Origin of the sequence: Afipia sp. GAS231 (assembly GCF_900103365.1) — a bacterium.
Lineage (GTDB): Bacteria > Pseudomonadota > Alphaproteobacteria > Rhizobiales > Xanthobacteraceae > Bradyrhizobium.
Genome location: NZ_LT629703.1, coordinates 6,796,215 through 6,820,300, shown reverse-complemented (window position 1 = coordinate 6,820,300; position 24,086 = coordinate 6,796,215). Strand labels below are relative to the sequence as shown.

The following is a 24,086-nucleotide window of genomic DNA, read 5'->3' as shown; positions in this document are numbered from 1 at the left end:
TGATTTCATTCGGCCGGTACGTGGCCGGGCTGGGGAGCATGTGATTCTTCGGATGAATGGCCGCGCTCACGGAAAGTTTCGATCGCGGCATAGAACACGGGCACGAACAGCAGGGTCAGGATTGTCGCCGCCAGCATGCCGCCGAAAACGGTCGTTCCGATGGATTGCCGGCTGGCAGCACCCGCCCCGCTCGCGATCATCAGCGGAACGACGCCGAGGATGAACGCGAATGCCGTCATCAGGATCGGCCGAAGCCGCAGACGCGCGGCTTCCATCGCAGCGTCCACAATGCTCAAGCCTTCCTGCCGCCGGCGCTTGGCGAACTCCACGATCAGAATGGCATTCTTGGCGGAAAGTCCGATCAGCATCACGAAGCCGATCTGTGAATAGACGTCGGTCTGCAGGCCCCGCACGAACAGCGCCAGGAAGGCGCCGAACAGCGCCAGAGGCACCGCGAACAGCACCATGAACGGCATCGACCAGCTCTCATACTGAGCCGCCAGAATCAGGAACACGAACACGATCGCCAGCACGAACACGACCGTGGCGATCGATCCTGCTTTCAGTTCCTGGTAGGTGATGCCGGTCCACTCGAACGCGAAGTCGCGCGGCAGTGCCACGGCCGCCGCCCGCTCCATCGCCGTAACCGCCTGCCCCGAGCTGTAGCCCGGCGCGGCGCCGCCGTTGACCAGCGCGGACGCGTAGTTGTTGTAGTGCGGAACGGTCTCCGGGCCGACGATCGGCTTGAGCAGGCCCAGTGTGCTCAACGGGACCATGCTGCCACCGGAGTTGCGGACGTAGAGCCGGTTAAGATCCGTCGCCGCCGCTCGCGAGTCCTTGTCGGCCTGCAGTGTCACGCGGAAGGTGCGCCCAAACAGGTTGAAGTCGTTCACGTACAGCGAGCCCAAAAATATCTGCAAGGTGTTGAAGACGTCGGGAACATTGAGCCCGAGCAATTTTGCCTTGGTACGATCGAGGTCGTATTTGAACTGCGGGGTCGAGGTCGAGAACGAACTGAAAAGCTGCATCGGATTCAGTTCGGGCTGCTTGCGGGCTTCCGCAATCAGCGCCTGTGTGGCCTCGTTCAGCGCAAAACTGCCCCTGCCCGTCAGGTCTTCGACCTGGAACTCAAAACCACCTGTCGCACCAAGGCCCGGAATCGATGGCGGGTCGAAGCTGAGGACGAAGGCTTCTGGAACCATCAACAGCTTCATCCGAACGTCGGCCACGATGCGTGAGGCCGTCTGCGAAGCCGGCCGCTCGTCCCAAGGCTTGAGAATTCCGAACTCCACCGCCGAATTCGATTGGGCCGCGTTGGTGAGGAAGTTGAGGCCGCTGATCGAGCCGACGATGTCGACCCCCGGCGTGCCTTCCAGTATTCCCCTCACCTTTTCAGCAACCGCGTCGGTGCGTTGCAGCGAAGCGCCGTCTGGAAGCTGGATCACGACGAAGAAATAGCCCTGATCCTCGACCGGCAGGAAGCTCGATGGAATGCGCTGTGAGAGAAAATAGGTTGCCCCCAGAACGCCAACGAATACTGCCAAGACAGCCCATCGCCAGCCGATCAGCACCCGCACCAGTTTTGCGTAACCGTGCGAGAGACGATCGAACCCGGCATTGAACCAGCGGAACGGCGCGAAATTGCCCGGGGGCCGGTGCCGCAGAAACGCGGCGCTCAGGGCCGGACTAAGCGTCAGCGAATTGAACGCGGAGATGCCGACCGAAATCGCGACCGTCAGCGCGAACTGATTGTAGAGACGTCCGGTCACGCCAGGGATGAACGCCACCGGCACGAAGACGGCCATCAGCACGGCGGTCGTCGCGATGATCGGCCCTGTCACTTCGGCCATGGCGGCCTGCGCCGCCTTCAGCGGCGGCAGACCGTTTTCGAGTTGCCGTTCGACGTTCTCCACCACCACGATGGCGTCGTCCACGACCAACCCGATCGCGAGCACCATGCCGAGCAGGCTCAGCATGTTGAGAGAGAAGCCCATCACCTGCATGACGGCCAACGTTGCAATCAACGAGACCGGAATAGCGATGGTGGGGATGAGCGTGGTGCGCCAGTTTTGCAGAAAGATAAAGACGACGAGGATGACGAGGGCCAACGCCTCGCTCAGCGTGATGATGACGTCGCGCTTGGCTGCCTTGACGAACCGTGTGGTGTCGTAATGCAGGCCGTATTCGATCCCCTTCGGGAAGCGCTTCGAAAGCTCCTCCATCTTGTCCTTGACGTGCTGCTGCAGGTCCAGCGCGTTCGAACCCGGCATCTGGTACACCGCCAGCACGACGGTCGGATCCTTGCCGAACACGGCGGTCGAGGAATATTGCAGCGCGCCGAGTTCGATGCGGGCAATATCTTTCATCCTGACGATCGCCCCGCTGGCGGGATCCGAGCGCACCACGATGTCGCCGAACTGCTCGGGGTCACTGAGCCGGCCGGTCGCATTCACCTGCATTTCGAACGGCGTGCCTTCAGGCGCCGGGGATTGCCCGATCTTGCCGGCGGCAACCTGAACGTTCTGTTCGGCGACCGCCTGCTGCACGTCGACCGCGGTGATACCGAGCTTGGCGAGCTTGTCGGGATCGAGCCAGATGCGCATCGAATAGCGCCGCTCACCGAAGATCTGGACGTCGCCGACCCCCGGAACCCGTTTCAGCGGGTCCACCACCTGAAGATAAGCGTAGTTGCTGAGCGCCACCGGATCGACCGAGCCGTCCGGCGAAACCAGGTTCACGATCAGCACGAAATTCGGGTTCTGTTTCTTGATGATGACGCCGCCCTGATTGACGATGGGAGGCAGCGAGGCGGCGGCCTGCGCCACGCGGTTCTGGACGTCGACCGCAGCGATGCTCAGGGGATATCCGACGTCGAACGTGACCGTGATTGTCGACGAGCCGTCGTTGGAACTCGAGGACGACATGTAGGTCATCCCCTGCACGCCGTTGATCTGCTGTTCGAGCGGCGTCGTCACGGTGTCGGCGACGACCTGGGCGCTCGCGCCCGGATAGGCCGCGCTGACCACGACCTGGGGCGGCGTGATGTCGGGAAATTGCGAGACCGGCAGCAGGAAATAGCAGATGGCCCCGGCCAGGACCATGATGACCGCGATCGACGACGCGAAGATTGGACGATGAATAAAGAAGCTAACCATGAAACGGCCCGATCTTGACCCGAACTGCGGAAAGATGTTACTGGTCGGTAACGGCGGACATTACCGACCGGTAACACCTTGGTCAAGCGGGGCGGCACAATCAATATTCCTTGAGGGAACCAGATGCCCGAAGCCCATTCCGACACCCTGCGGCCACGCGAACGAATCCTGTTGGCGGCCAGGGATTTGTTCCATCGGCACGGTATCCGCGGCGTAGGGGTCGAGACGATCGCCGAGGCCGCCGGCACCAACAAGATGACCCTCTATCGCCACTTCGATTCGAAGGACGATCTCATTGTCGCCTATCTGCAGAGCGTTGCCGTCGAGGTCGACGAGATGTGGCAGGATTTCGAGCGCGACCATCCGGGCGATATGCAGGCGCAGTTGAAGGCCTGGCTGGTTTGCGCGGAGGAGTGCGTGACATCCGACGAGCGCGGCTGCGAGCTTGCCAATGCCGCCATCGAACTGACCGCGGACAATCATCCGGGACGCCGGATCATCGAGGAATTGAAGACCAGTCACCGTAACCGCCTCGCTTCTCTCTGCCGCCGCGCAGGTATCTCGCAGCCCGAAGTGCTGGCCGACACGCTGACGCTGCTGCTCGAGGGCGCCCGCGTCAGCCGTCAGGCGGCCGGTAGCAAAGGTCCCAGTGCCAAGTTTACCGCGACGGCGGAGGCCGTGATCGCGACGTTCAAAGCAAAGTCAAAACCCGCCCGCAGGTCGCGCTAGGGTACCAGCCGGGGCCAAGCTGGCTGAATTCAGGATTCGCTGCGCATCTCCCCGCCCCGCAGCCGGCTGTGCCTCGCGCCATACACAAAATAGATCGCAAGCCCGACCAACAGCCAAACCGCGAGCCTGATCCAGGTGTCGCCGGGCAGACCCAGCATCAGAAACAGCGACGTGGCCGCGCCGGCGGGTGCGATCAGCCAGATCGCCGGCGCCCGGAACGGGCGCGGCAGTTCGGGCTCGATGATCCGCAGCGCGAGCGTGCCGATCGAGACCACGGCAAACGCAAACAACGTTCCGATGCTGACGAGTTCGCCGACCAGGCCGATCGGCAGCAGGCCGGCGAGCACGGCGACGACAATGCCGCCGCCGATGGTCGAGATGTACGGCGTTCGAAAGCGCGGATGGATTTTGGCGAATGCCGGCGGCAGCAATCCGTCATGGGCCATGGCGCGAAAAATCCGCGGCTGCCCGAGCAGCGTGACCAGAATGACCGAGGTCAGCCCCAACACGATCCCGAGCTTGATCAGCGGCGACAGCCAGCCGATGCCGATTTTGTCGATGCCGACCGCCATCGGATCGGGAACGTTCAGTTTGTCGAACGGCACGATACCGGTCAGGACAAAGGCCACCGCGATATAGAGCACGGCGCAAACGGCGAGCGAGCCGAGGATGCCGATCGGCATGTCGCGCTCCGGCTTTTTGGCTTCCTGCGCCGCGGTCGAGACTGCATCGAAACCGACATAGGCAAAGAACACCATCGCCGCGCCGCGGACCACACCGAACCAGCCGAACACGCCGGTGGCCTGGCCCGGCGGAATGAAGGCGCCATCGGGATTGCCCGATGTCACCCAGTTCGCCGTCGTCACCGAGGAAACCGCGCAGGCGATGAACAGCAGGATCACCATCAACTTCACCGCGACGATGATATCGTTGAACCGCGCGGTCTCGCGGATGCCGACCACCAGCAAGGCGGTAACCGTCACGATGACGAACATCGCCGGCAGGTTGAAGATCGCCCCGGTCGACGACCAGACCCCGGCATTGGCGTCATAGGCGAACGGCGCAGACACCAGCCGCTGCGGCAATTCGATGCCGAAATCTTTGGCGAAGCTGACGACATAAGCGGACCATCCGACCGCCACCGCGACCGCTGCCACCGCGTATTCGAGAATCAGATCCCAGCCGATGATCCAGGCGATCAACTCGCCGAGCGTGGCATAGGCGTAGGTATACGCGCTGCCGCTGATCGGTACGCTCGCGGCCATTTCGGCGTAACAAAGACCTGCAAACGCGCAGGCCACGGCGCCGAGCAGAAACGACAACGTCACCGCCGGCCCCGCATTGGTGGCGGCCGCCTGCCCGGTGAGGATGAAGATGCCCGCCCCGATCACGCCGCCGATGCCGAGCATCACGAGATTGAACGCGGACAGCGAACGCTTGAAGGAATGGTTTTCGGGGTCGCCGGCCGCCTGTGCCGCTTCCTGCGTCAGAACGGCGGTAGATTTTCGCGCCCAGATATCTGGCAAAACCGGCTCCGTGCTTCATGGCTTGGGCCATCGGCGATGGCGCGATCTTGACGCCGTTTGGTTCATGCCGCAACCGCCCGGAATACAGTGCGTGTGAAACGATCGATCGTCTTCCCCCACGCCTACGCGGTCTCGCGGCGCGCTGCGCCCGAGGTTTTGAAAATTTCAGCCTCGAAAAGAGAGGGCGTAGGGAATGCCGGGCGCACGCTGCACCCGCGGTCCCGTGCGCAAATGGAATTGTAGATGCGCGCACGAGCATACAGGTTCAGCGGAAACACTCCCGCATCCGCCACGCAATGGCTTTACGGCTTATGCCGTGCTCGCCCCGGCGACGATTTCCCTTTTTGTCACCGTCGCTGACGGATTAAGGCTGATCGAAACCCGGTCGGGTCGACTTCGCCTCCGCCAGCTTGACATCAGCCACGGATGGCAGGCCCACACGGTTTTGCCGTACGCTCAAACGTCGTTCGTCTTGCGCACCAGTTGTCGCAGGGCGACGGGCAAAGGGGACCGGTGGTCCCGCATCCCTACATTGAGAACCGATCACGAAGTAATTTCTTCTCGACCTTGCCCATGGTATTTCGAGGCAACTCGTTGACGAAATGCACCCGCTTCGGTCGCTTATAGTTCGCAAGTCTGTCCTTTAGAACACGCAGAACCATCTCTTCATTCGGGGGACTGGACGAGTCAGCGACGACCACGGCAGTGACGGCTTCTCCGAAATCAGGATCCGCAATCCCGATCACTGCGGATTCGGCTATTCCTGGTATCGCATCGATCTCTGTCTCAATTTCTTTCGGATAGACGTTGAAGCCGCCCGAAATGATCAAATCCTTTCCGCGCCCAACGATATGGAGATATTTGCTGTCGTCGAATTTCCCGAGGTCTCCTGTGACGAAGAAACCGTCGGCGCGGAATTCGGCCGCGGTTTTCTCCGGCATCCGCCAATAGCCCTTGAAGACGTTCGGGCCGCGCACCTCGATCATGCCGATCTCCCCCCTCGGCAGTTCGGAGCCGGTATCGGGATTGGTCACACGCACGGAGACGCCCGGGAGCGGCAGACCGACCGAGCCCGGGACTCGCGTTCCCATGTAAGGGTTGGACGTGATCATGTTGGTTTCGGTCATGCCATACCGTTCCAGGATCGCATGGCCAGTCCGCGCCATCCATTCCCGGTGCGTTTCGGCCAGCAGGGGCGCGGAACCCGACACGAACAACCTGATGTGACGGGTGATCTCCTGACTGAGATGCAGATGCTGCAGCAAGCGCACGTAAAACGTCGGCACGCCCATCAGGACCGTCGCACGGGACATCAGGCCGACGATCTGGTCGGCGTCGAACTTCGGCAGCAGCAGCAAGGTCCCGCCGGATATCAATGTGACGTTACTCGCCACGAACAGTCCGTGAGTGTGATAGATCGGCAATGCATGGATCAGCCGATCTTCCGACGTGAAGCACCATTGGTCCCTCAGCGTCATGGCATTCGAAAGCAAATTGCTGTGGGTCAACATGGCGCCCTTCGACCTCCCCGTCGTGCCTGATGTGTACAGGATGGCGGCAAGATCGTCGGACTCTCGCTGCACCGAGGCGAAGTAAGGCGATGCATCTGACGCGGCGTCGGTCAGGCTGCCCTTGCCGCTTCCATCCAGCGTTTCGACCTTCGCCGCAATTCCAGCCGCAATGATCCCGACCTCCCGCGCCTCACGCGGATCGCACACGATGAGCGACGGCGCGGCATCGCCCAGGAAGTAAGCTGTCTCGGCGACAGTATAGGCAACATTGAGGGGCAGGTAGATCGCACCGGCACGAAGGGTTGCGAGATAGAGCACCAGGGCCGCGAAGGACTTCTCGACCTTGGCAGCCACCCGATCGCCGGGCTTCACGCCCCTGTCGACGAGAACGTTGGCGGTCCGCGCCGACAACGAGACCAGATCCAGATAGGAATAGCACTCGCCATCCGGCATTTCGATGGCTGTACGCCCGGCGTGATCAACCGAGCCGACGAGCCGTTCATAGAGGTTTGCGTTCATCCTGCTGCACCATTTTGAGTGACGTAAAAATGTCGGTGAAGTTGGGCCTAGCGCGCCGGCACGAGGTCGCTGGACGCCAGGTCGGCGCGCAGCGTCCGCCGCACCTCAGCGGAAGCCACGACCTGACCACTTTCGGCGAAGGCTTCGTGGTTCTTCTCGATTTCGCCGATCGAATACAAATAGTTCACCATCAGGCCATGCGACTGCTTCTGGCCATTTGACGAGGTGTCGCCGAGAAAGTTCAATCGCTCCAGCCGCGCGCCGTTGCCGAGATGGAAGCGCGCAACCGGATCCACCGGCCGACCGGTCGGCGTCTTGGCCTTTAGAAAATAGAAGGCGCCGGCGGCCAGCAGCACGTCGCGCAACGCGCCCGCCGTTTCAGCGGATTTGTGCCAATCCGGTGTGTCGAGGAGCTGGAGCGTTTCCTTGGCCGTACCGTCGAGCGCGCGCGACTGCTCCGCCTTGCGTTCGCGCGCCAGCCACGCCGCAAACCCCGGCACCGGCGAGAGTGTGACGAAAGTCTTGAGGCCCGCGAGCTCGCGGGTGAGATCCTGCACCACCTGCTTGATCAGGAAATTGCCGAACGAAACGCCGCCCAACCCCTTCTGCGTATTCGAGATCGAATAGAAGACAGCCGTTGTCGCCTCGGCGGCTGCGATCGGCTGACGAGACAGGTCCAGCAACGGTGCGATGGAAGTGGGAATTTCCTTGGTCAGGGCAACCTCGACGAAGATCAACGGTTCATCGACAAGCTGAGGGTGGAAGAAACCGTAGCAACGGCGGTCGCCGGGCTCCAGGCGGTTTCGAAGATCGTTCCAGTCGCGAATGGCGTGAACGGCCTCGTAACGGATGATCTTTTCGAGGATATTCGCAGGCGTCGTCCAGTCGATCGGCCGCAGCACGAGAAATCCCCGATTGAACCACGACGTGAAGAGGTGAACGAAGTCGGCGTCGATCGCCTGCAGTTCCTGATGCTCCCTGAGATAACCAAGCAAGTGTTCGCGCATCTGAACCAGGGCGGTCGTTCCGCCCGGCGCCAGATTGAGCCGCCGTATCAATTCCTGACGGCGCGGCTCCGCGGCGCTGTGCAGATTGTCGAGCGCCTGCCGCCCTTCATCGGCGCGCAGCGCCTCGATTGCGAGTTCAACCTTGCGGCGATCCGGTCCAAATCGATCGACCAGCGATTTCAGAAAGGCCACGCGCTCGGAAACGCTCGCCGCCTCAAAGCCGGCCAGCAGACTTTGCGCAAGCGCGACCCCGGAGGCCTCGCCCCGGCGGGACAGCAGCATCTCTCCCATCGCAGCCAGCTCCTGCCGCGCCGGTTCAGGGGGCGATCCGTTCCGCCGCAATAACGCCCTTCCCCGCTCGGTCAGGGTCTCGATCAATCCATTCAGGAATTCGGGTGCGCCGCCGAGGCTGCGGGTCATCGGACTTGTCTTGGTCAATTCACATCTCCCACGATCAGCGAGCAGTTGCCGTTCCCATGACCACGTCGGGCAACCCGGTTGAAATTCCAGGCACCAAACACAGCAGCAGAACGGCCAAAGCCATCAGGATCACGAACGGAACGGTCCCCCAGATCACGTCAGCCAGCGGGATGTCGGGTGCAATGTTCCGGATGACGAAGATGTTAAGGCCCACAGGAGGATGAATCAGGCCCATCTCCATTACGATCGTCATCACGACGCCGAACCAGATGAGATCGAATCCAGCGTCCTTGAGCGGCGGCAGGATGATCGGGGCCATCATCAGGATGATGGACACCGGCGGCAGGAAGAAGCCGAGGACGATGACGAGGGCAAGAATGGCAGCCAGCAATACCCATTTCGAAAGCTGCATGGCGACGATGGCCTGTGCGGCCGACTGGCTGATGTGAAGATAGCTCATCACATAGGAGTAGAGCAGCGACATGCCGATAATGAGCATCAGCATCGTCGACTCGCGAAGCGTGGACGCTAGAATTGGAGCGAGATCGGATGGCCGCCATGCCTGATAGATGACGGCAATCAGGATGAGCGCAAGAATCCCGCCAAGGCCCGCAGTCTCCGAAGGTGTCGCGTAGCCGCCATAGAGCGCGAACATCACGCCGCTCAGCAGTACGACAAAAGGCAGGACGCGGGGCAGCGCACTGAATTTTTGCGCAACTGTAAAATCCTCGCTGCGCAGAATCGCGTGTTCTGTGCCGCTGGCCGCATAGGCCAGTTTCGCAGCATCCAGCTCCCGCCTGAAGTTGAGCACGGCATACCCGGCGAAGAGAGCGACCAGCAGCAGGCCCGGACCGATGCCCGCCAGAAACAATCTGCCGAGCGACTGTTCGGAAGCCACGGCATAGAGGATCATCGTGATCGATGGCGGCAGAAGAATCCCGAGCGTGCCTCCCGCAGCAATGATTCCCGCAGCGAATCCGCCCGAATAGCCGCGCTTTCGCATTTCCGGAATGCCGGCCGAACCGATCGCCGAGCACGTCGCCGGCGACGAGCCGGCCATTGCCGCAAATAGCGCGCATGCAAATACGTTGGCGATACCGAGCCCGCCCGGGATGCGGTTCATCCAGACATGCAGCGCCGAATAGAGATCCTGTCCGGCCTTGGATTTTCCGATCGCAGCGCCCTTCAGGATGAAGAGCGGGATGGCGAGCAGCGTGATCGAAGCCATCTCTTCATAGACATTCTGCGTGACCGTATCCAACGACGCGGCCGGCATGAAGAAATACATGAAGGCAACGGCCACCGCGCCGAGCGCGAGTGCGATCGGCATGCCGGAAGCCATCACCGTCAGCGTGGCGCCACCATAGAGGAGGCCAACCGTGAGCGTGTTCATTTGGATCTCCCGCCGTCGAGCGCGATCGCGATCTGCAGAAAAATCTGAACCGACATCAAGCTCATCCCGAGTGCCATGAAGGAATACGGGATCCACTGCGGTGGCGCCCATGTCGACGATGAAACCTGTCCGTCCACCCAGGCCTCGTGGAATAGCGTCCAGGATTTCCACGCAAAGAACGTGCAGAACAGAAAACCCACCACGTCCACCACGATGGACCGAATTCGATTGACGCGTGGCGGCAGCAGGCCGACGATCGCCTCGATACCGATATGGCCGCGTTTCGACTGCACATAAGCCGCCGACATGAAGGTACTTCCGACCAGCAGGAACACCGCGGCCTCGTCCTGCCAGTACGTTGCGGCATTGAAGAAATAGCGCGCCGCCACGCTGTAGCTCAGCACCAGCCCTGCAAACAGCAGCGCGACCGAGGCGGCGACCATGATGATGGCGTTGAGCAGCAGCATTGCCCTTTCCGCCAGACCGATCAGGGATTGGGATCCCGCGCCGGTTTCACGCACTTCCCGGATTCCAATTTCCTGGGCTGTCATGCGCCGGAATCCATCGCCAGCTTCATCAGGCGCGCGCAGTTCTCGCTCTTGTTGGCGTAATCCTTCCAGGCCGTATCGCGGGCGATCGCGCGCCACTCGCGAATGGCCGATGAATCGAGGTCGTAGACCTTGGCGCCGGCCTTTTCGTAGACTTCGGCGACCCTGATGTCGTCCACGACGGCAGCCGCCCTGCCGAACTCCTCGAGTTCGGCGCCGACCGCCATGATGATGTCCCGATGTTCGCTCGAAAGCTGGTCGAACACCGCCTTCGACATCAGCAACGGTTCGAACATGAACCAGTAGCTCTTGGCCCGCCCGGTCGTCAGGTGCTTTGCCAGTTCCTCGAGGCGGAAGGAAATCAGGCTGGTCGACGACGTCAGCGCCGCATCGCAGGCGCCGGTCTGCATCGCCGCATACAATTCGTTGGATGGCAGCGAGAGAACGGCCGCACCGGCGGCCTGCAGCACGAGATCCATTTCCCTGGATCCGCCCCGCACTTTCAAGCCCTTGGCATCGCCGGGCTCGACCAGTGGTCGTGTACGACTGGCGACGCCGCCCGCCTGCCAGATCCAGGTGACGATGATGATGCCCTTCTCGCCCAGGAGTTTCGTGAGCTCCTGGCCGATCGGCTTTGCTTTCCAGCCCAGCCCGTCGGCGTAGGTGGGAACCAGCCCCGGCATCAGACCGATGTTCAACTCCGGCAGATCGCCGCCGGCATAGGAGAGCGGGATCAGGCTGAAATCCAGCGCGCCCTTTCGCAGGGCGGAAACCTGCGAGTTGGTCTTCATCAGCGACGAACCCGGATAGACCTGCGCCGTGAGTTGCCCACCGCTCCGTTGCGCAATGGTCTCGGCGAACTTGCGGCAAAGCTTGTCCCTGAAATCGCCCTGCACCGCGCTGCCGTCCGGAAACTGGTGCGAGATTTTCAATGCCGGCGCCGCGGCGGCGGATCCGTATTTCAGGACCAGCGGCGCCGCGACCGCACCGCTCAAAATGGCTCGTCGCGAGATTTTCATTGGCTTCCTTTCCCTGGTTTGCAAGCTGGATTGCATTTCCAATCTCTTATATTGCATACAATACTAGCCATTAAGTATATTGCATTATCTGTCAAGCTTTTTGTATAATTTGGCATCGGAGGAGATTGTGAGCCAGGCTTTCAAGCTCAAGCAGGCGATAGAAGACGCTGTTATTGCAGGGGAATTCGTCCCGGGTGATCACCTCGACGAGCTCTCGCTGGCGGCACGATTCGGAGTATCCCGCACCCCAATCCGGGAAGCGCTGCTGCAACTGGGCGCCGAGGGCTTCATCGAGATGCGGCCCCGCCGGGGGGCGATGGTCAGCGTCCTCTCGGCACAGCGGCTGGTCGAGATGTTCGAGACGATGGCCGAACTTGAGGCCGCGTGTGGGACGCTGGCGGCGCGCAGGTTAACTCCCGAGGACGACCGACTGATCGAAGCCGCCCATCTTGCATGCGTCGACGCCGCGGCCACCGGCGATCCCGAAATCTATTACGGCGTGAACCGCGGTTTTCACGAAGCCATCTATCGGGCGAGCCGCAACGCATTCCTTTCCGAGCAGGCGTTGACGTTGCACAAACGGCTCAGCGCCTATCGCCGCGTTCAGCTAAGGGCGCGCAACCGCCTTGGCCAATCGCTCGCCGAACACGCCGGCATCGTGGAAGCCATCCGCGAAGGCAACGAAGAGCTGGCCGCGAGACGGCTGCGCGACCACGTCCTGGTTCAGGGCGAACGCTTCTCCGACATGATGTTGAACTTTGCGGCGGCGGCCGAAAGCAGATCGCACGCGTCGCAACGTTCGGTCGCTGTAGAAATAAAGCGGTCCTAATCGATCAGATCTCACACCGGCAGCGTGCCGTGGGTGTGAAACGACTCGATCGTCTTCAGTCCCCAGGCCTGGCCCTTCTTGCGCTCTTCCTCGGTCCAGACGATCGGCTTCCAATCCGGCGCCAAAATGAGACGCGCGCCGGCGTTGGCGACTTCGACGCGGTTGCCGTGTACGTGAAACCGCCGAGCAATCTCGCCCAATCCGGCAAGTCAGTCACACGATCAGATCGTGCAGCCCATGGCTAACGACAACGCTCCCGGCATGGTGCGGATCGATACTGAAATGGTCAGCTGAATGCTGCCCAGACGGAGACAGCTCGATTGTTTGCGCCTCTGAAATCTCCAGCAGCCCGTGATGTCCAGCGGAATTTTCGTGATGACCGATCGATGTCGGGGTGTGGTCCTCATGCCCCCGGTCGATGACGTCTGGAGCTTTATGACCGGGAAGCTCGTCCCTGAATTTGAATGAGTCTCCCATCACGAGCTTGCCGGCTGTCTCCGAGCGATGCATGTGAGTCTCCGCAGCATCAGCCGGGCCGGTGTCTGTCACGGCCAATTCCGAATGCTCTTTCAAATCGGAATGATCTTTTGATGCCGAATGGTCCTCAAATCTGGAATGATCGTTCGAATGCACTTTATGGCTTGCCGTGGCGACGTCGTTCGTTTCAGAAGCTATATTTTCATCACTGTGAGATTGTGGGCCTCCGCCCTCCGGCTTCGCGCCATTTTCGACATGCGACGGCTCGGCGGGCGTCTTCAGCGCGGTGACATCCGTATTATTGATCGTGCCACTCGGAGGTGTCACGGCTCCGTTGCCGTCGTGCACCGGCGTTTTATCGAACGTGACGTCATTTTTCATCGGCTCCGTGGCGAGGCCGCGCAGCGGTCCGATTGAGTGTCCGCTTAGAATAGCGACCGCGTCATCGGTGTGTTCGGTCGCGGGCGTCCGGCCTTCGTCGAAGCTGCTAATGATGAGCTTCTCCTCGGTCGTATGCCACGTCCAGTGGCTGACGGCGAGGTGCGCGTCATCACTGATGGTCGTGCCGGACGAAACAAGGGCGGTGGCCATCGTGGCGATCGCTGCGTCGTTTGCCACCGTCGCGGCCGACTCGTGACCGACCGGTTCACCGGCCATCGCGACGGCCGCCACCGTCGGCTCGGGGGCGAAATCCGACGCCTGAATGGTCGCAACCCCCTGTACATGGATCTCCAGGAGGCTGGAAGCGCCGATGCGCAGGGTCTGGTCCGTCGGATTGACGTACACAATGGTTTCATTGTTCGCGCTGTCGTAGAGCCAGGCAATGGTATGCGCCGGCACAGACGTGCTCGCAGGGGGCAGTGCCAAAATGACGAAGTCCAGTGCGCCGAGAGCCGATAAATCCATCCTGCCGAACCCCGATCTAAAATCGGAGATGGTGTCGAACCGGACCGCCCGGGACTCCGCTGCGGACGAAAAAACGAAGCGGTCGTTTCCATTGCCGCCTGTAAGGGGGTCCGGCCCGTGTCCGCCGAGGTGGGTACCGTTACCGCTATTGGTGTCGATCGTATCGATTTCCGAGCCTCCGCTGATCGTGCCGGCCCGGTTGATCGTGTCATTGCCGGAGCCTGCACTGAGAAGGTCCGCTTTGCCGCTGCCGCTGGCGGTGCCGCCCGCATCAATGATTTGGCCTTCGGTACCTCCTACCGCGATGCTGTCGTGTTGAGGGATCCCATCGGCGAACGGCGGATCGGCTACGACGTGCGTCCCCGTGACCAGGTGGTCGAAATCGTCGCGGTCATCGTCGCTGGCGCCGTGGATGGTGATGGTCACCACCTGTGCAGTGCCGTCTATCGTGTGCACCGTGAAGGTGTCGGTCAGCTTGTCGTCGGCGTCGAGCGCCCGCACCGCGTAGTTCGTGTCGTCGAGCGTGTAGGTCCACACGCCAGCCGCCGTCATAGTGAAGGTGCCGTAGCCGCCATCGCCCTTCGTCGGCGAACTCACCGGCATAAAGGTGTTGGGCGGATTGTCGACGTCGGTGTCGGTGAGCCTGCCCGTCGCTCTCGGCATGCCGGGCGCATCATCGTCATCATCGCCAACCGCGGTCACTGAGCCCGTTGTCTTGCCGGATATGATGGCGGCGTCATTGGTTCCGTTGATGGTGATCGTCACCACCTGTGGGGTACCGTCGATCGTGGTCACCGTGAAAGTGTCGGTCAGCTTCTCGCCAACGTTGAGCGCCTGCACCGCGCCGTTGTCGTTGTCGAGCTTATAGGTCCAGACGCCAGCCGTCGTCATCGTGAAAGTGCCGTAGCCACCCGCGCTCGCCGTTGGCGAGGTGACCGCCGCGAAGGTGTTGGGTGGATTGTCAACGTCGGTATCAGTGAGCGTGCCCGTCGCGGTCGGCGTGTCGGGCCTATGACAGCTAGCCTCGATCACTGAGCCCGTTGTGGCACCGGAAATGATAGCGGCGTCGTTGGCGCCGTGGATGACGATCGTCACCACCTGTGGGGTGCCGTCGATCGTGGTCACCGTGAAGCTGTCGGTCAGCGCGTCGCCGACATTGAGCGCCTGCACCGCGCCGTTGGCTTCGTTGATCGTGTAGGTCCACACGCCGGCCGCCGTCATCGTGAAGGTACCATAGCCACCCGCGCTTGCCGTTGGCGAAGTGACCGCGGTGAAAGTGTTGGGCGGATTGTCGACGTCGGTGTCGGTGAGCGTGCCCGTCGCGGTCGGTGTGTGGGCCGTGGCATTCGCGACGCCCCCAGCCTCGACCGCCGAGCCGGTAGTGGTGCCGGAAATGATGGCCGCATCGTTGACGCCGTTGATGTTGATCGTGAAGGCCTGACTGGCTGAGAGCGTGCCGTCCGACACCGTGATCGTGAAGGTTTCGGTCGTCGGCGCCTGCAGCGCATTGATCGCGTCGCTGTTCGGGGCGAAAGTGTAGGCGCCGGTCGTGCTGTCAACGTAAAGCGTGCCGAACGGGCCGGTGCTCGATACATCGTATGTCACCCCGCCCAGTACCGTATTGCCGGCAGTGCCCCCGCTGATACCGAAGGTCAGTGCGGCGCCACCGTTGGCACTGCTGGCAGAGAAAATTCCACTAGTGGTCGTGAAACTATCAAACACTACCGTGTCGATTTCGGTCGGCCCCGTCGACGCATTCAGGGTTGGCGGGAGACGCACGATATTGCTCTCAGGAACCGTGAAGATCATCGGCTCTATCGGTGGGAGCAAATTTTGCGGGTGGAGGGCATCAGTCTGAATGAAATTAATCGGCTCCACCGGCAGCGGATTGACGAACGGAGGGGTGCTGGAGCCGGTTGGTCCCAGCCCTTTCGCAAAGTTGGCGAGCACGTCCTGTTGGGCCGCCCGCAACTCCTGCATTCGAGTGAGGGAATTCGCGACCTCGTTCACACTGACCGAGGACCCACTTCTGCTCAAGACGACCGTCTCTCCGGGATCCTCAACAATGATGTGTCGCGGGATCGCCTCCTTGGTTATGAGCTCAAATACGCCATGCTCGAGGTCCTTGTAGGTGATGGTGTCGTCATCCAAGAACGTGACGTTCGAGTCCGCGGCCTGGACCTCCTTCATAGCCGAGAAGATCAGTGCCGCCGACGACAGCATGCCGATACCACCGCCCTGGGTCAGGCTGCGAATGCTACCGACAGACGTGTCCACCGTCAGGGAGCCGGCCATTGCCAGCCGGCCGGCAATGAAGGCGAAGGTGCCTCTGGTTACGGCCAACAGCGCCGACCGCAAGGTGCCGTTGGAGTCCCGCGCGAATTCGCTTAGCACCACGCGCGTGTCGGGGGACAAGTTGAACACCGTGCCGTCGACAAAGCGAATTTCGATCCGCCCGTCGGCTTCGGTCTCGATCACGTCATCCTGGCAAACAGGATCGCCAACCATGACTTGAACAGCTACGCCACCCGGACGCTTAATGGTGCCGCAACCGATTGCGGTCTGAATGTTGCCAATCACTTGGGGAAGCTGGCCCGCAGCGGCCGTGCACGCGTCGCCGAACTCCACGCCGGAAGCAACTAACATTGGCTTCGACCTCGCCTGCGGAGTGGCTCAGGCCCGGAGTAGTGCCGACGTTTTCTTGCCTTGGCTTGGCTTGGCCAGCGCCACGCGGTCAAAATGTCTTGGTGCGCAGCTCCAGCCTAGCCCGCCGAAAACGACCTGATCCAGTTTCAATTGCAACAGCAAGGAAACGCGTTCCGCACGACGACATGGCAGGATTGCTGTCGTTCTGCCGCGATATGCGCCCCCACGAAAATATACTATTGTCGGTGTCCGAGTTTTCTACGTCTCAATGACAGCACGCCAGTCTCCAGAAGAGGTACTCCGCTTGAGGTATTGCGGCCTTGCTCGGCGGTTAGCAACCATCGGCCTGTCGCACAACAAGATCATCGCGAGCAGGAGGGGACCATGCGAACGCATATGTTTGGCGTATTTGCGGCAAGTTTCGTTTTCACGCTAGCCGGTCTTTTGCCTTGTCGAGGGCAAGCGCAAATCGATTCTGGCCGACCCGCCGTTCAGGATTCTGTTTCAAAGCCGATTGGGAAAGTTGTGACCGCTATGGGTTCGATCACGATCGAACATGCGAGTGCTGTGGTCATTCAGGCAAATGTCGCCGGTCAAGCCGTTCAGACCAAGATTGGGGATCTTGTCTATTTGGGCGACGTGGTCCAGACCGGCGCCGATGGCCGGATCGGGATCAACTTTGCTGATGGCACCTCGTTCAATCTATCGAGCAACGCCCACATGACTTTGACCGAATTCGTGTACGACCCCAACGGGAAGTCGAATTCGAGCTTGCTCAGCCTAACGAAGGGAACATTCACTTTTGTGGCCGGCAGCATTGCGAAGACCGGCGATATGAAGGTCGATACCCCTGTCGCAACGATGGGGATTCGAGGGACCACGCCGCGCATCGAAATATCGGATGATGGGACCGTCAAATTTGCCACTCTTATTGAAGAGGGCAAGAGCAAGCTTACGAAACGGAAAGCTGCATCCACGGCACAGCAACCCGAGCAAAGGACCGATCACAAGTTCAATCTCAACATCTGTCGAGGGTGCTAGCATCATCTCTGGAGCGCAAGCCGTTCTCGACGCAAGCAGGGATCCGGCGCAGAACAGCGACTTGCAGAAATCGGCGACAGCCCATTCCCAAAATCGGGAAGCCTGACATGGAAATGAGTGCAAATGCCCGCACCACCACCGGCGGCGTAGCGCCGATTCTCGTCTTGCTGCTCCTCGGGTCACCCGCTCTGGCGCAGAACCCGAAGCCAAAGGATAACTATCTCAAGAATATTGAATTGTGTAGCGGCTCAGGTCGCACGTCGCCTGAAGCTCGAATTGATGGTTGCACGGCGCTCATCGATGCGGGTGAAGGCAAGACGACTACCCTGGCTGTCGCCTATAATAATCGTGGCAACGCCTATACCGCCAAGGAGGATTACGACCGCGCCATTCAGGATTTCGATCGATCGATCAGGCTCAATCGAACTTACACCAAGCCCTTCAACAACCGCGGCGTGGCTTACCTGAGGAAAGGCGAATACGACCTCGCGATTAACGCTTTCGATGAGGCGATCAAGCTCAATCCAAACTACGGCGGAGCCTTCGCCAATCGTGCCGGAGCCTACCTGAAAAAGCATGAGTACGATCGCGCGGCGCGGGATTATGACGAGGCAATCCGTCTTGATCCCAATTTGGGAGTCGTGTGGAACGGGCGCTGTTGGACCCGAGCCATCCTCGGCGCGTTGCAGGCGGCGCTGGAGGATTGCAATAAGGCGCTTCAGTCGGGGTCGAACGACGCCGCGACGTATGACTCGCGTGGACTTATCTACCTGAAGATGGGTCAATTCGGCGCGGCTATCGATGACTATAACTCTGCACTGCGCTTCGACCCGAAGCTGGCGAGCGCGCTCTATGGACGCGGGCTTGCCAAGCTCAAGCAGGGTGACAAGGCTGGCAGCGATTCCGACATCTCAGCGGCAAAGACAATCCAGGCCGAGATCGGTGACGACTTCACGTGCTATGGCGCGTGGTAGAGGCCAATCAACGCAGAGCATCGGATTACAGCCACATCCGGATGCGGAACCTGGTCCGCTGTCGGAGCATAGCGGACTCCCGCAAGCTATCCGCCATTCAGGCACATCAGTCACTGCCCGCCCCTCACACCGGCGGCGTGCCGTGGGTGTGAAACGACTCGATCGTCTTCAGTCCCCAGGCCTGACCCTTCTTGCGCTCTTCCTCGGTCCACACGATCGGCTTCCAGTCCGGCGCCAGGATCAGGCGCGCGCCGGCGTTGGCGACTTCGACGCGGTTGCCGCCGGGCTCGTAGACGTAAAGGAAAAACGTCTGCTGGATCGCGTGCTTGTGCGGGCCGGTCTCAATGTGGACGCCGTTCTCGAGAAAGATATCGGCGGCGCGCAGAATCTCCTCGCGGCTGTCGAGCGCGTAGGTAACGTGGTGGAAACGGCCCTTCTTGCCGTAATGGTCGCGGGTGTAGGCGAAGTCGTAGCTCTTGTTCGACATCGTCATCCACATCGCGGCTTCCGAGCCGTCGTTGAGCACGATCTGCTCGGTGGTGCGCAAGCCGAGGTAATCCTCGAAGAAGAGACGGTTGGCCTTGATGTCGACCGCGAGGCAGTTGAGGTGGTCGAGCCGGCGCACATTGACGCCGCGCGCCGGAAACCGTTGCGCCTGGTTCTTCAGCGCCGGCTTGAGTTCGGGCGGCGCCTGGTACCATTCGGTCTCGTAATAAAGCTCGACGATGTGTCCATCGGGGTCGCGGCAGCGGAAGGTCGGCCCCTGCCCCATGTCGCCGTCGATCCAGCCGATGTCGAAGCCGGAGCCTTTCAGCGCAGCCACACGACGCTCCAGCGCCTGCGGGCTGCGCGCGCGCAGCGCCATGTGCTCCATGCCCGAGGTGTTCGACGCGGTCAGTTTTAGCGAATAGCGCTCGTAGTCGTCCCAGCCGCGCAGATAGACCGACTCGCCCTTGCGGCCACTGACCGTCATGCCCATAACGTCGACGAAGAATTTCAGGCTCTCGTCCGGCTTCGGCGTCAGCATTTCCATGTGGCCGAGATGGGCGAGATCGAAGATCGGCTCCGGGGTCATTGGCGTTCCTCTTTCGTAGGGCGGATCGGCGAAGCGTAATCCGCCATTTTCTTTGCGCCGCGGTGGGTTACGGCTACGCCTAACCCACCCTACGGACTACAGCGCGGGTGACGTCGTCGAACAATTCGTCGACGGCGAACGCGCGCGGAATCAGCTTTTGCTGCGTGCAATAGTGAATGATCAATTGCAGCGAACGCCGCATCTCCTCGGTATTGAAACGGGGTGCTGCCGGCACAGCCGCGGCCGACGCGTCAAGCAGCCGGTGGACTTCGCGCACGGCGTCGGGATTGGTGTCGGACAACTTTTGGCTCACCACCACCATATGGTTGATCGGCGCGACTTTGTGTTTCGCGAACCAGGCTTTTTCCTCGGCCGCAGTATCCGCAAACAGCGGCTTCAGGTCGGGATGCTCGACCTTCTCGCCGAGCACGGCATCGAGCTCGCCGTCGATCAGCATTTGCACCACCTGCTTGCCGGCCGGCGCGCGCTTGGTGGTGTCCTCGAATTCGGCGACATGGGCGTCCTCGAAGGTGACCCAATCGATCGAGTCGAGATCGACGCCATAGTCATTGGCAAGGATGCCGCGCAACCAGGCGCCGGTCGTGGTGGTAAAGGAGCGGATGCCGACGCGCTTGCCGTTGAGGTCGGCGGGCTTCAGCGTGCGGTGCTTGGCGTTGTACAGCGCGTAGCCGTGTTGGGACCGCGCCACCACCACGTCAGGCAATAGCACCATCGGCTTGCCAAAGCTCTTCGCCATCAGATAGGTCACGATGGCCAGTTCCGAGACGTCGAACGCCGCCTCGCGCACCATCGGCTTGAAGCCCTTGTGGGCCGGCGAATAGTCGACGAAATCGAACGCCACTGAATCGGACTTGATCGCGCCGCTCTTCAGCGCTGCCGTTCCCGGATGATCGCCGAGCAAGGTGCGCAAGCGCGTCGTCATCACGACAACTCCTCCACCGCCATCGGGAACAGCCGCTGATAGGCCTCGCCATAGGTCATGGCCTTGCCCGAGTTTCGGCCGCCCTGCACGCCGCGGTTCAGCGCGACGCGCTCATAATAGGCCCATAGGTGCTTTTGCGCCGCGAGAATCTCGAACGACTTGCGCTTGATGTCCCAGACCTCGTCGATGTTGAGGATCACCTGCGGCTTGAAATTGCACTGCTCGGGCTGGTGCGGCTCGAACAGGAATACCGGCGGCGCGGCATAAGTGTATTTGGCGCCGGGCTTGTGGCCCATTGCCTGCGCCACCACCCGGGTCTCCTGGGCGAAATGCGCGGCGTTGGGGTGGTCGAAATTATAGGGATCCTCCAGTGCATGGGTCAGCACAAAGGATGGATTGAGTTCGCGGTAGATGTCGACCATGCGGTCGAAATGCGCTTCCGTCAGCCGCAGCGGGTAATCGCCGGCATCGAAGAATTCGATTTCCGCACCCAGCATCTCCGCCGCGCGCTGCGCCTCGTCGCGCCGGCCGGCCTTGACCTTCTCCAGTGTCGCGCCCGCCTCCTTCCAGGCGAACTGGCTCTCGCCGCGCTCGCCGAACGACAGGCAGGCGATCTTGATGCGATAGCCCTTCTTGACGTGCAGCGCGATTGCGCCACCCGCGCGCCAGACGAAATCACCGGGATGCGCCGTCACCACAAGGCCGGTCTTGCTCATGAATTCCTCCTGTTACTGCTTCGCTATTCCCGCGCGGTCGATCACGTCGGCCCATTTGCCGATATCGTCCTTCAGCCGCCCCAAAATTTCTTCGGGCGAACTGGCCTTGGCTTCGATGCCGAGTTCGAGCGCGCGCTGTTTCAGCGTGGGATCATCGAGCACCTCGCGTAGCGCAGCGTTGAGCGTCTTGATGATTTCAGGTGGCGTGCCCTTTGGCGCGAAGATCGCGTTCCAGGACCGCGCCTCGAAGTCACCCCCGCCGGCTTCCTTCACCGTCGGCACATCGGGCATGAAGCCGGTACGAACCGGCCCCGAGGATGCGACCGCGGCCACCGCGTGATCGGCAATGTGCGACTGCACGGACGTAAAGTTCTCGATCGCGATCTGGATATCGCCGCGCAGCAGCGCGATCAGGACATCGGGCGAGCTGCGAAACGGCACGATGGTGACGTCGACGCCGGCGGTCGACTTGAACAGTTGCGCGGCAAGGTTCTGGGTCGAGCCGACATTGATGGTGCCAACATTGAGCGTGCCCGGTTTTGCCTTCGCCGCCTTGATGAAGTCCGCCAGCGTGCCGTAAGGCGAGCCGGATTTGGTGACGAAGATGAAATCGAAAGTGCCCATGCTCGATATGGGCGCGAAATCGGTCACCGGATTGAAGTTCAGGCTCTTGAACAGCGACACTGAAATCGCGGTGCCGTTGCTCAACAGCGCCAGCGTGTAGCCGTCCGGAGGCGACGACAGCACGGCACGGGCAGCGGTGATGCCGCCGGCGCCCGGCATGTTCTCGATGATGAAGCGCTGACCGAGTTTTTCGCCGAGTTTTTCCGTCACGATCCGCGCCGTGACGTCGGCGACGCCGCCCGGGCCGAACGGCAGGATCAGCCGTATCGGCCGGGTCGGATAGTTTTGGGCGCAGGCGAGTTGCGGCATCAGGAGTGCGGCGGCCACTGCCACCAACCCGGCGAGCGATGCGTGGCGTCTGGTCATGGGAACCCTCGTCATCTCAAAACTCGAACAGACGCGCGGGATTGTCGACCAGGATCTTCTGCTGCAGCTCCGGCTCCGGCGCGAACAGCGGAATCAAATCGACCAGATCGCCGTCGTTCGGCATCGCCTTGACGTTGGGATGCGGCCAGTCGGTTCCCCAGATCACCCGGTCCGGCGCGGTCTCGATGATGCGGCGCGCGAACGGCACGGCGTCGTGGAACGGCGGACCGCCGGACGATACCCGCTCACAGCCGCAGACCTTGACCCAGCATTTCTCGTCGCGCGTCATCAGGTCGATCAGCGTCCGGAACGGCAACTGATCGAGGCCGTCGGAGGCCTTGACCCGCCCCATGTGATCGATGGTGTAACGCACCGGCAGTCGTTGCAGCATTTCGGCATACTCGGGCAGATCGATCGCATCGAAATGCAGGTCGATGTGCCAGCCCAGGGGCGCCACCATCGCGACGATGCGGTGGAACACCGCCATGTCGGGCACGCCGCCGAGATGGCGCACGAAATTGAATCGGCAACCGCGAAAGCCGCCCTCGTGCAGCTCGCGCAGGCCGCGTTCGGTGATGGTATCGTCGATATTGGCGACGGCGCGAAAGGTGCCCTTGCTGACGGCGATCGCGTCCAGCGCCACCCGGTTGTCGGTGCCGTGCACGCTGGCATTGACGATGACGGCGCGGCCGATGCGAAGCTTCTTGTGCAGGGCCTGAAAATCTTCCAGCGGCGCATCGGGCGGCGTGTAGGGCCGCCCCGGTGCGTACGGGTATTTGTCGCCGGGGCCGAAGATGTGCGTGTGCGCGTCACAGGCCAGCGGCGGCAGTTCGAATTTCGGAATCCGGGTATCGGGATCGGGACCGGGAATGGTGGGCTTCTGCGTCATGTTGTCCGCTGATCGCTTTATTTCGCGCTCGAAGGCGTCCGGGTGTTCTTGCGGCTGACAGCTTTCGCAGGCGCTGCCGCAGCGTTCGCCGGCTTCGAAACAGCTGCCGGAAAGTGATTGACGTCAGGCGCCTGCAACGACGCCACCGTCGCCGTCACCAGTTGCTCGATCGCCTCCGCCATATCGGCGCCGTCGGCTTCGCCGCGCGACAGCCGCGTGACCCGCTCCGGATTGACCAGGGTGTAATACAGCGCGCCGAGCAGGAACTGCGATCGCCAGACGATCGCGGTGCGCGGCAGATGCGGCAGGCTGTGCCCGATCGCCTCGATGAAGGCGTTGGTGGTGTCGTCAAAAATCTCGGCGATGATGCGGCCGACCACCGCGTTGCCCTCCGCCGACATCACGGCCCGTAGCCGGGTGAACCGCGCGCCACCGCCGGCAAGATCGCTGCTGGAGGAAAATGCCGGCTGCACGTAGGCGCGCACGATCGCTTCCAGCCGGTCCTGCACGTCGCGCACCCGCGTGGCGGCGACGAGTAACTCGATGCGGCGCTTGTTCATGGGCCCGCAATGCCGCTTGTAGATTTCCAGCAGCAGGCCGTCCTTGCTCTTGAAGTGATAGGTGATGCTGCCGGGGTTGGCGCCCGCCTCCAGCGCGATGTCGCGGATCGACACCGCGTTAAAGCCGCGGGTCGAGAACAGCAGTTCCGCCGCACTCAAGATCGCTTCTCGCATGTTGGGATTTCGCGTCATTGGATTGCTTTTGGGCTTTGC

Annotated in this window: 18 protein-coding genes and 1 pseudogene; 4 read left to right on the top strand and 15 right to left on the bottom strand. The window is 61.6% G+C overall.

What is annotated here, in order from left to right:
- Nucleotides 1-5 precede the first annotated feature (5 nt).
- Entirely contained in the window at nt 6-3,155 is a 3,150-nt protein-coding gene (locus BLS26_RS31920) for an efflux RND transporter permease subunit (protein WP_092516436.1), read from the bottom strand.
- Between the two features lie 123 nt (nt 3,156-3,278).
- Here BLS26_RS31920 and BLS26_RS31915 point away from each other — a divergent pair, with 123 nt between their 5' ends.
- Nucleotides 3,279-3,884: a TetR/AcrR family transcriptional regulator gene (locus BLS26_RS31915; RefSeq protein ID WP_092516435.1), complete on the top strand. Its 606-nt coding sequence runs from the start codon at nt 3,279-3,281 to the stop codon at nt 3,882-3,884.
- Nucleotides 3,885-3,913: 29 nt separating this feature from the next.
- On the opposite strand, the gene BLS26_RS31910 is transcribed toward BLS26_RS31915, so the two are convergent.
- From BLS26_RS31910 to dctP, 6 genes are all read right to left on the bottom strand, one after another.
- On the bottom strand, nt 3,914-5,410 hold the full coding sequence (locus tag BLS26_RS31910; protein ID WP_092516434.1) for an amino acid permease: 1,497 nt from the start codon (nt 5,408-5,410) through the stop codon (nt 3,914-3,916).
- Between the two features lie 527 nt (nt 5,411-5,937).
- Complete coding sequence (locus tag BLS26_RS31905; RefSeq protein ID WP_092516433.1) at nt 5,938-7,440, bottom strand: malonyl-CoA synthase; 1,503 nt, start codon at nt 7,438-7,440, stop codon at nt 5,938-5,940.
- A gap of 47 nt (nt 7,441-7,487) precedes the next feature.
- On the bottom strand, nt 7,488-8,867 hold the full coding sequence (locus tag BLS26_RS31900; protein ID WP_092516432.1) for a malonyl-CoA decarboxylase: 1,380 nt from the start codon (nt 8,865-8,867) through the stop codon (nt 7,488-7,490).
- Nucleotides 8,868-8,901: 34 nt separating this feature from the next.
- Nucleotides 8,902-10,260 (bottom strand): TRAP transporter large permease, encoded by a 1,359-nt coding sequence (locus BLS26_RS31895; protein ID WP_092516431.1) that lies wholly within the window; start codon nt 10,258-10,260, stop codon nt 8,902-8,904.
- A complete protein-coding gene (locus BLS26_RS31890; RefSeq protein ID WP_092516430.1) occupies nt 10,257-10,811 on the bottom strand; it encodes a TRAP transporter small permease in 555 nt (184 codons plus the stop codon). Before BLS26_RS31890 ends, BLS26_RS31895 begins: the two co-directional genes overlap by 4 nt.
- On the bottom strand, nt 10,808-11,827 hold the full coding sequence (dctP, locus tag BLS26_RS31885; protein ID WP_092516429.1) for a TRAP transporter substrate-binding protein DctP: 1,020 nt from the start codon (nt 11,825-11,827) through the stop codon (nt 10,808-10,810). The genes BLS26_RS31890 and dctP overlap by 4 nt, the downstream gene beginning before the upstream one ends.
- Nucleotides 11,828-11,954: 127 nt before the next feature.
- Here dctP and BLS26_RS31880 point away from each other — a divergent pair, with 127 nt between their 5' ends.
- Nucleotides 11,955-12,656, top strand: a complete 702-nt coding sequence (locus tag BLS26_RS31880; RefSeq protein WP_092518871.1) for a GntR family transcriptional regulator — start codon at nt 11,955-11,957, stop codon at nt 12,654-12,656.
- Between the two features lie 11 nt (nt 12,657-12,667).
- On the opposite strand, the pseudogene BLS26_RS31875 reads toward BLS26_RS31880, so the two are convergent.
- Together BLS26_RS31875 and BLS26_RS31870 are read right to left on the bottom strand one after the other, a co-directional pair.
- A pseudogene (locus BLS26_RS31875) lies at nt 12,668-12,823 on the bottom strand (catechol 2,3-dioxygenase); the annotation flags it as partial.
- Nucleotides 12,824-12,869: 46 nt separating this feature from the next.
- Nucleotides 12,870-16,685 carry a VCBS domain-containing protein gene (locus tag BLS26_RS31870; protein WP_172804738.1) on the bottom strand — a complete coding sequence of 1,272 codons (3,816 nt, stop codon included), beginning with the start codon at nt 16,683-16,685 and terminating at the stop codon, nt 12,870-12,872.
- A 384-nt stretch (nt 16,686-17,069) separates the two neighbouring features.
- Here BLS26_RS31870 and BLS26_RS31865 point away from each other — a divergent pair, with 384 nt between their 5' ends.
- Together BLS26_RS31865 and BLS26_RS31860 are read left to right on the top strand one after the other, a co-directional pair.
- Nucleotides 17,070-17,726, top strand: a complete 657-nt coding sequence (locus tag BLS26_RS31865; RefSeq protein ID WP_092516426.1) for a FecR domain-containing protein — start codon at nt 17,070-17,072, stop codon at nt 17,724-17,726.
- A gap of 107 nt (nt 17,727-17,833) precedes the next feature.
- On the top strand, nt 17,834-18,700 hold the full coding sequence (locus BLS26_RS31860) for a tetratricopeptide repeat protein (RefSeq protein WP_092516425.1): 867 nt from the start codon (nt 17,834-17,836) through the stop codon (nt 18,698-18,700).
- Nucleotides 18,701-18,824: 124 nt separating this feature from the next.
- Here BLS26_RS31860 and BLS26_RS31855 read toward each other — a convergent pair whose 3' ends face one another.
- The 6 genes from BLS26_RS31855 to BLS26_RS31830 all read right to left on the bottom strand — a co-directional run bounded on the left by BLS26_RS31855 (nt 18,825) and on the right by BLS26_RS31830 (nt 24,047).
- Entirely contained in the window at nt 18,825-19,775 is a 951-nt protein-coding gene (locus tag BLS26_RS31855; RefSeq protein ID WP_092516424.1) for a catechol 2,3-dioxygenase, read from the bottom strand.
- A 79-nt stretch (nt 19,776-19,854) separates the two neighbouring features.
- Nucleotides 19,855-20,718, bottom strand: coding sequence for a hypothetical protein (locus BLS26_RS31850; RefSeq protein ID WP_244541760.1), 864 nt, complete (start codon nt 20,716-20,718; stop codon nt 19,855-19,857).
- Entirely contained in the window at nt 20,718-21,434 is a 717-nt protein-coding gene (locus tag BLS26_RS31845; protein ID WP_092516422.1) for a PIG-L deacetylase family protein, read from the bottom strand. The genes BLS26_RS31850 and BLS26_RS31845 overlap by 1 nt, the downstream gene beginning before the upstream one ends.
- Before the next feature lie 12 nt (nt 21,435-21,446).
- Complete coding sequence (locus BLS26_RS31840) at nt 21,447-22,424, bottom strand: tripartite tricarboxylate transporter substrate binding protein (protein WP_244541759.1); 978 nt, start codon at nt 22,422-22,424, stop codon at nt 21,447-21,449.
- A gap of 16 nt (nt 22,425-22,440) precedes the next feature.
- Entirely contained in the window at nt 22,441-23,313 is an 873-nt protein-coding gene (locus BLS26_RS31835; RefSeq protein ID WP_092516420.1) for an amidohydrolase, read from the bottom strand.
- Nucleotides 23,314-23,330: 17 nt separating this feature from the next.
- The gene (locus BLS26_RS31830) at nt 23,331-24,047 is read right to left on the bottom strand and encodes a TetR/AcrR family transcriptional regulator (protein ID WP_244541758.1); all 717 of its coding nucleotides are present in this window, start codon (nt 24,045-24,047) and stop codon (nt 23,331-23,333) included.
- Nucleotides 24,048-24,086: the final 39 nt, after the last annotated feature.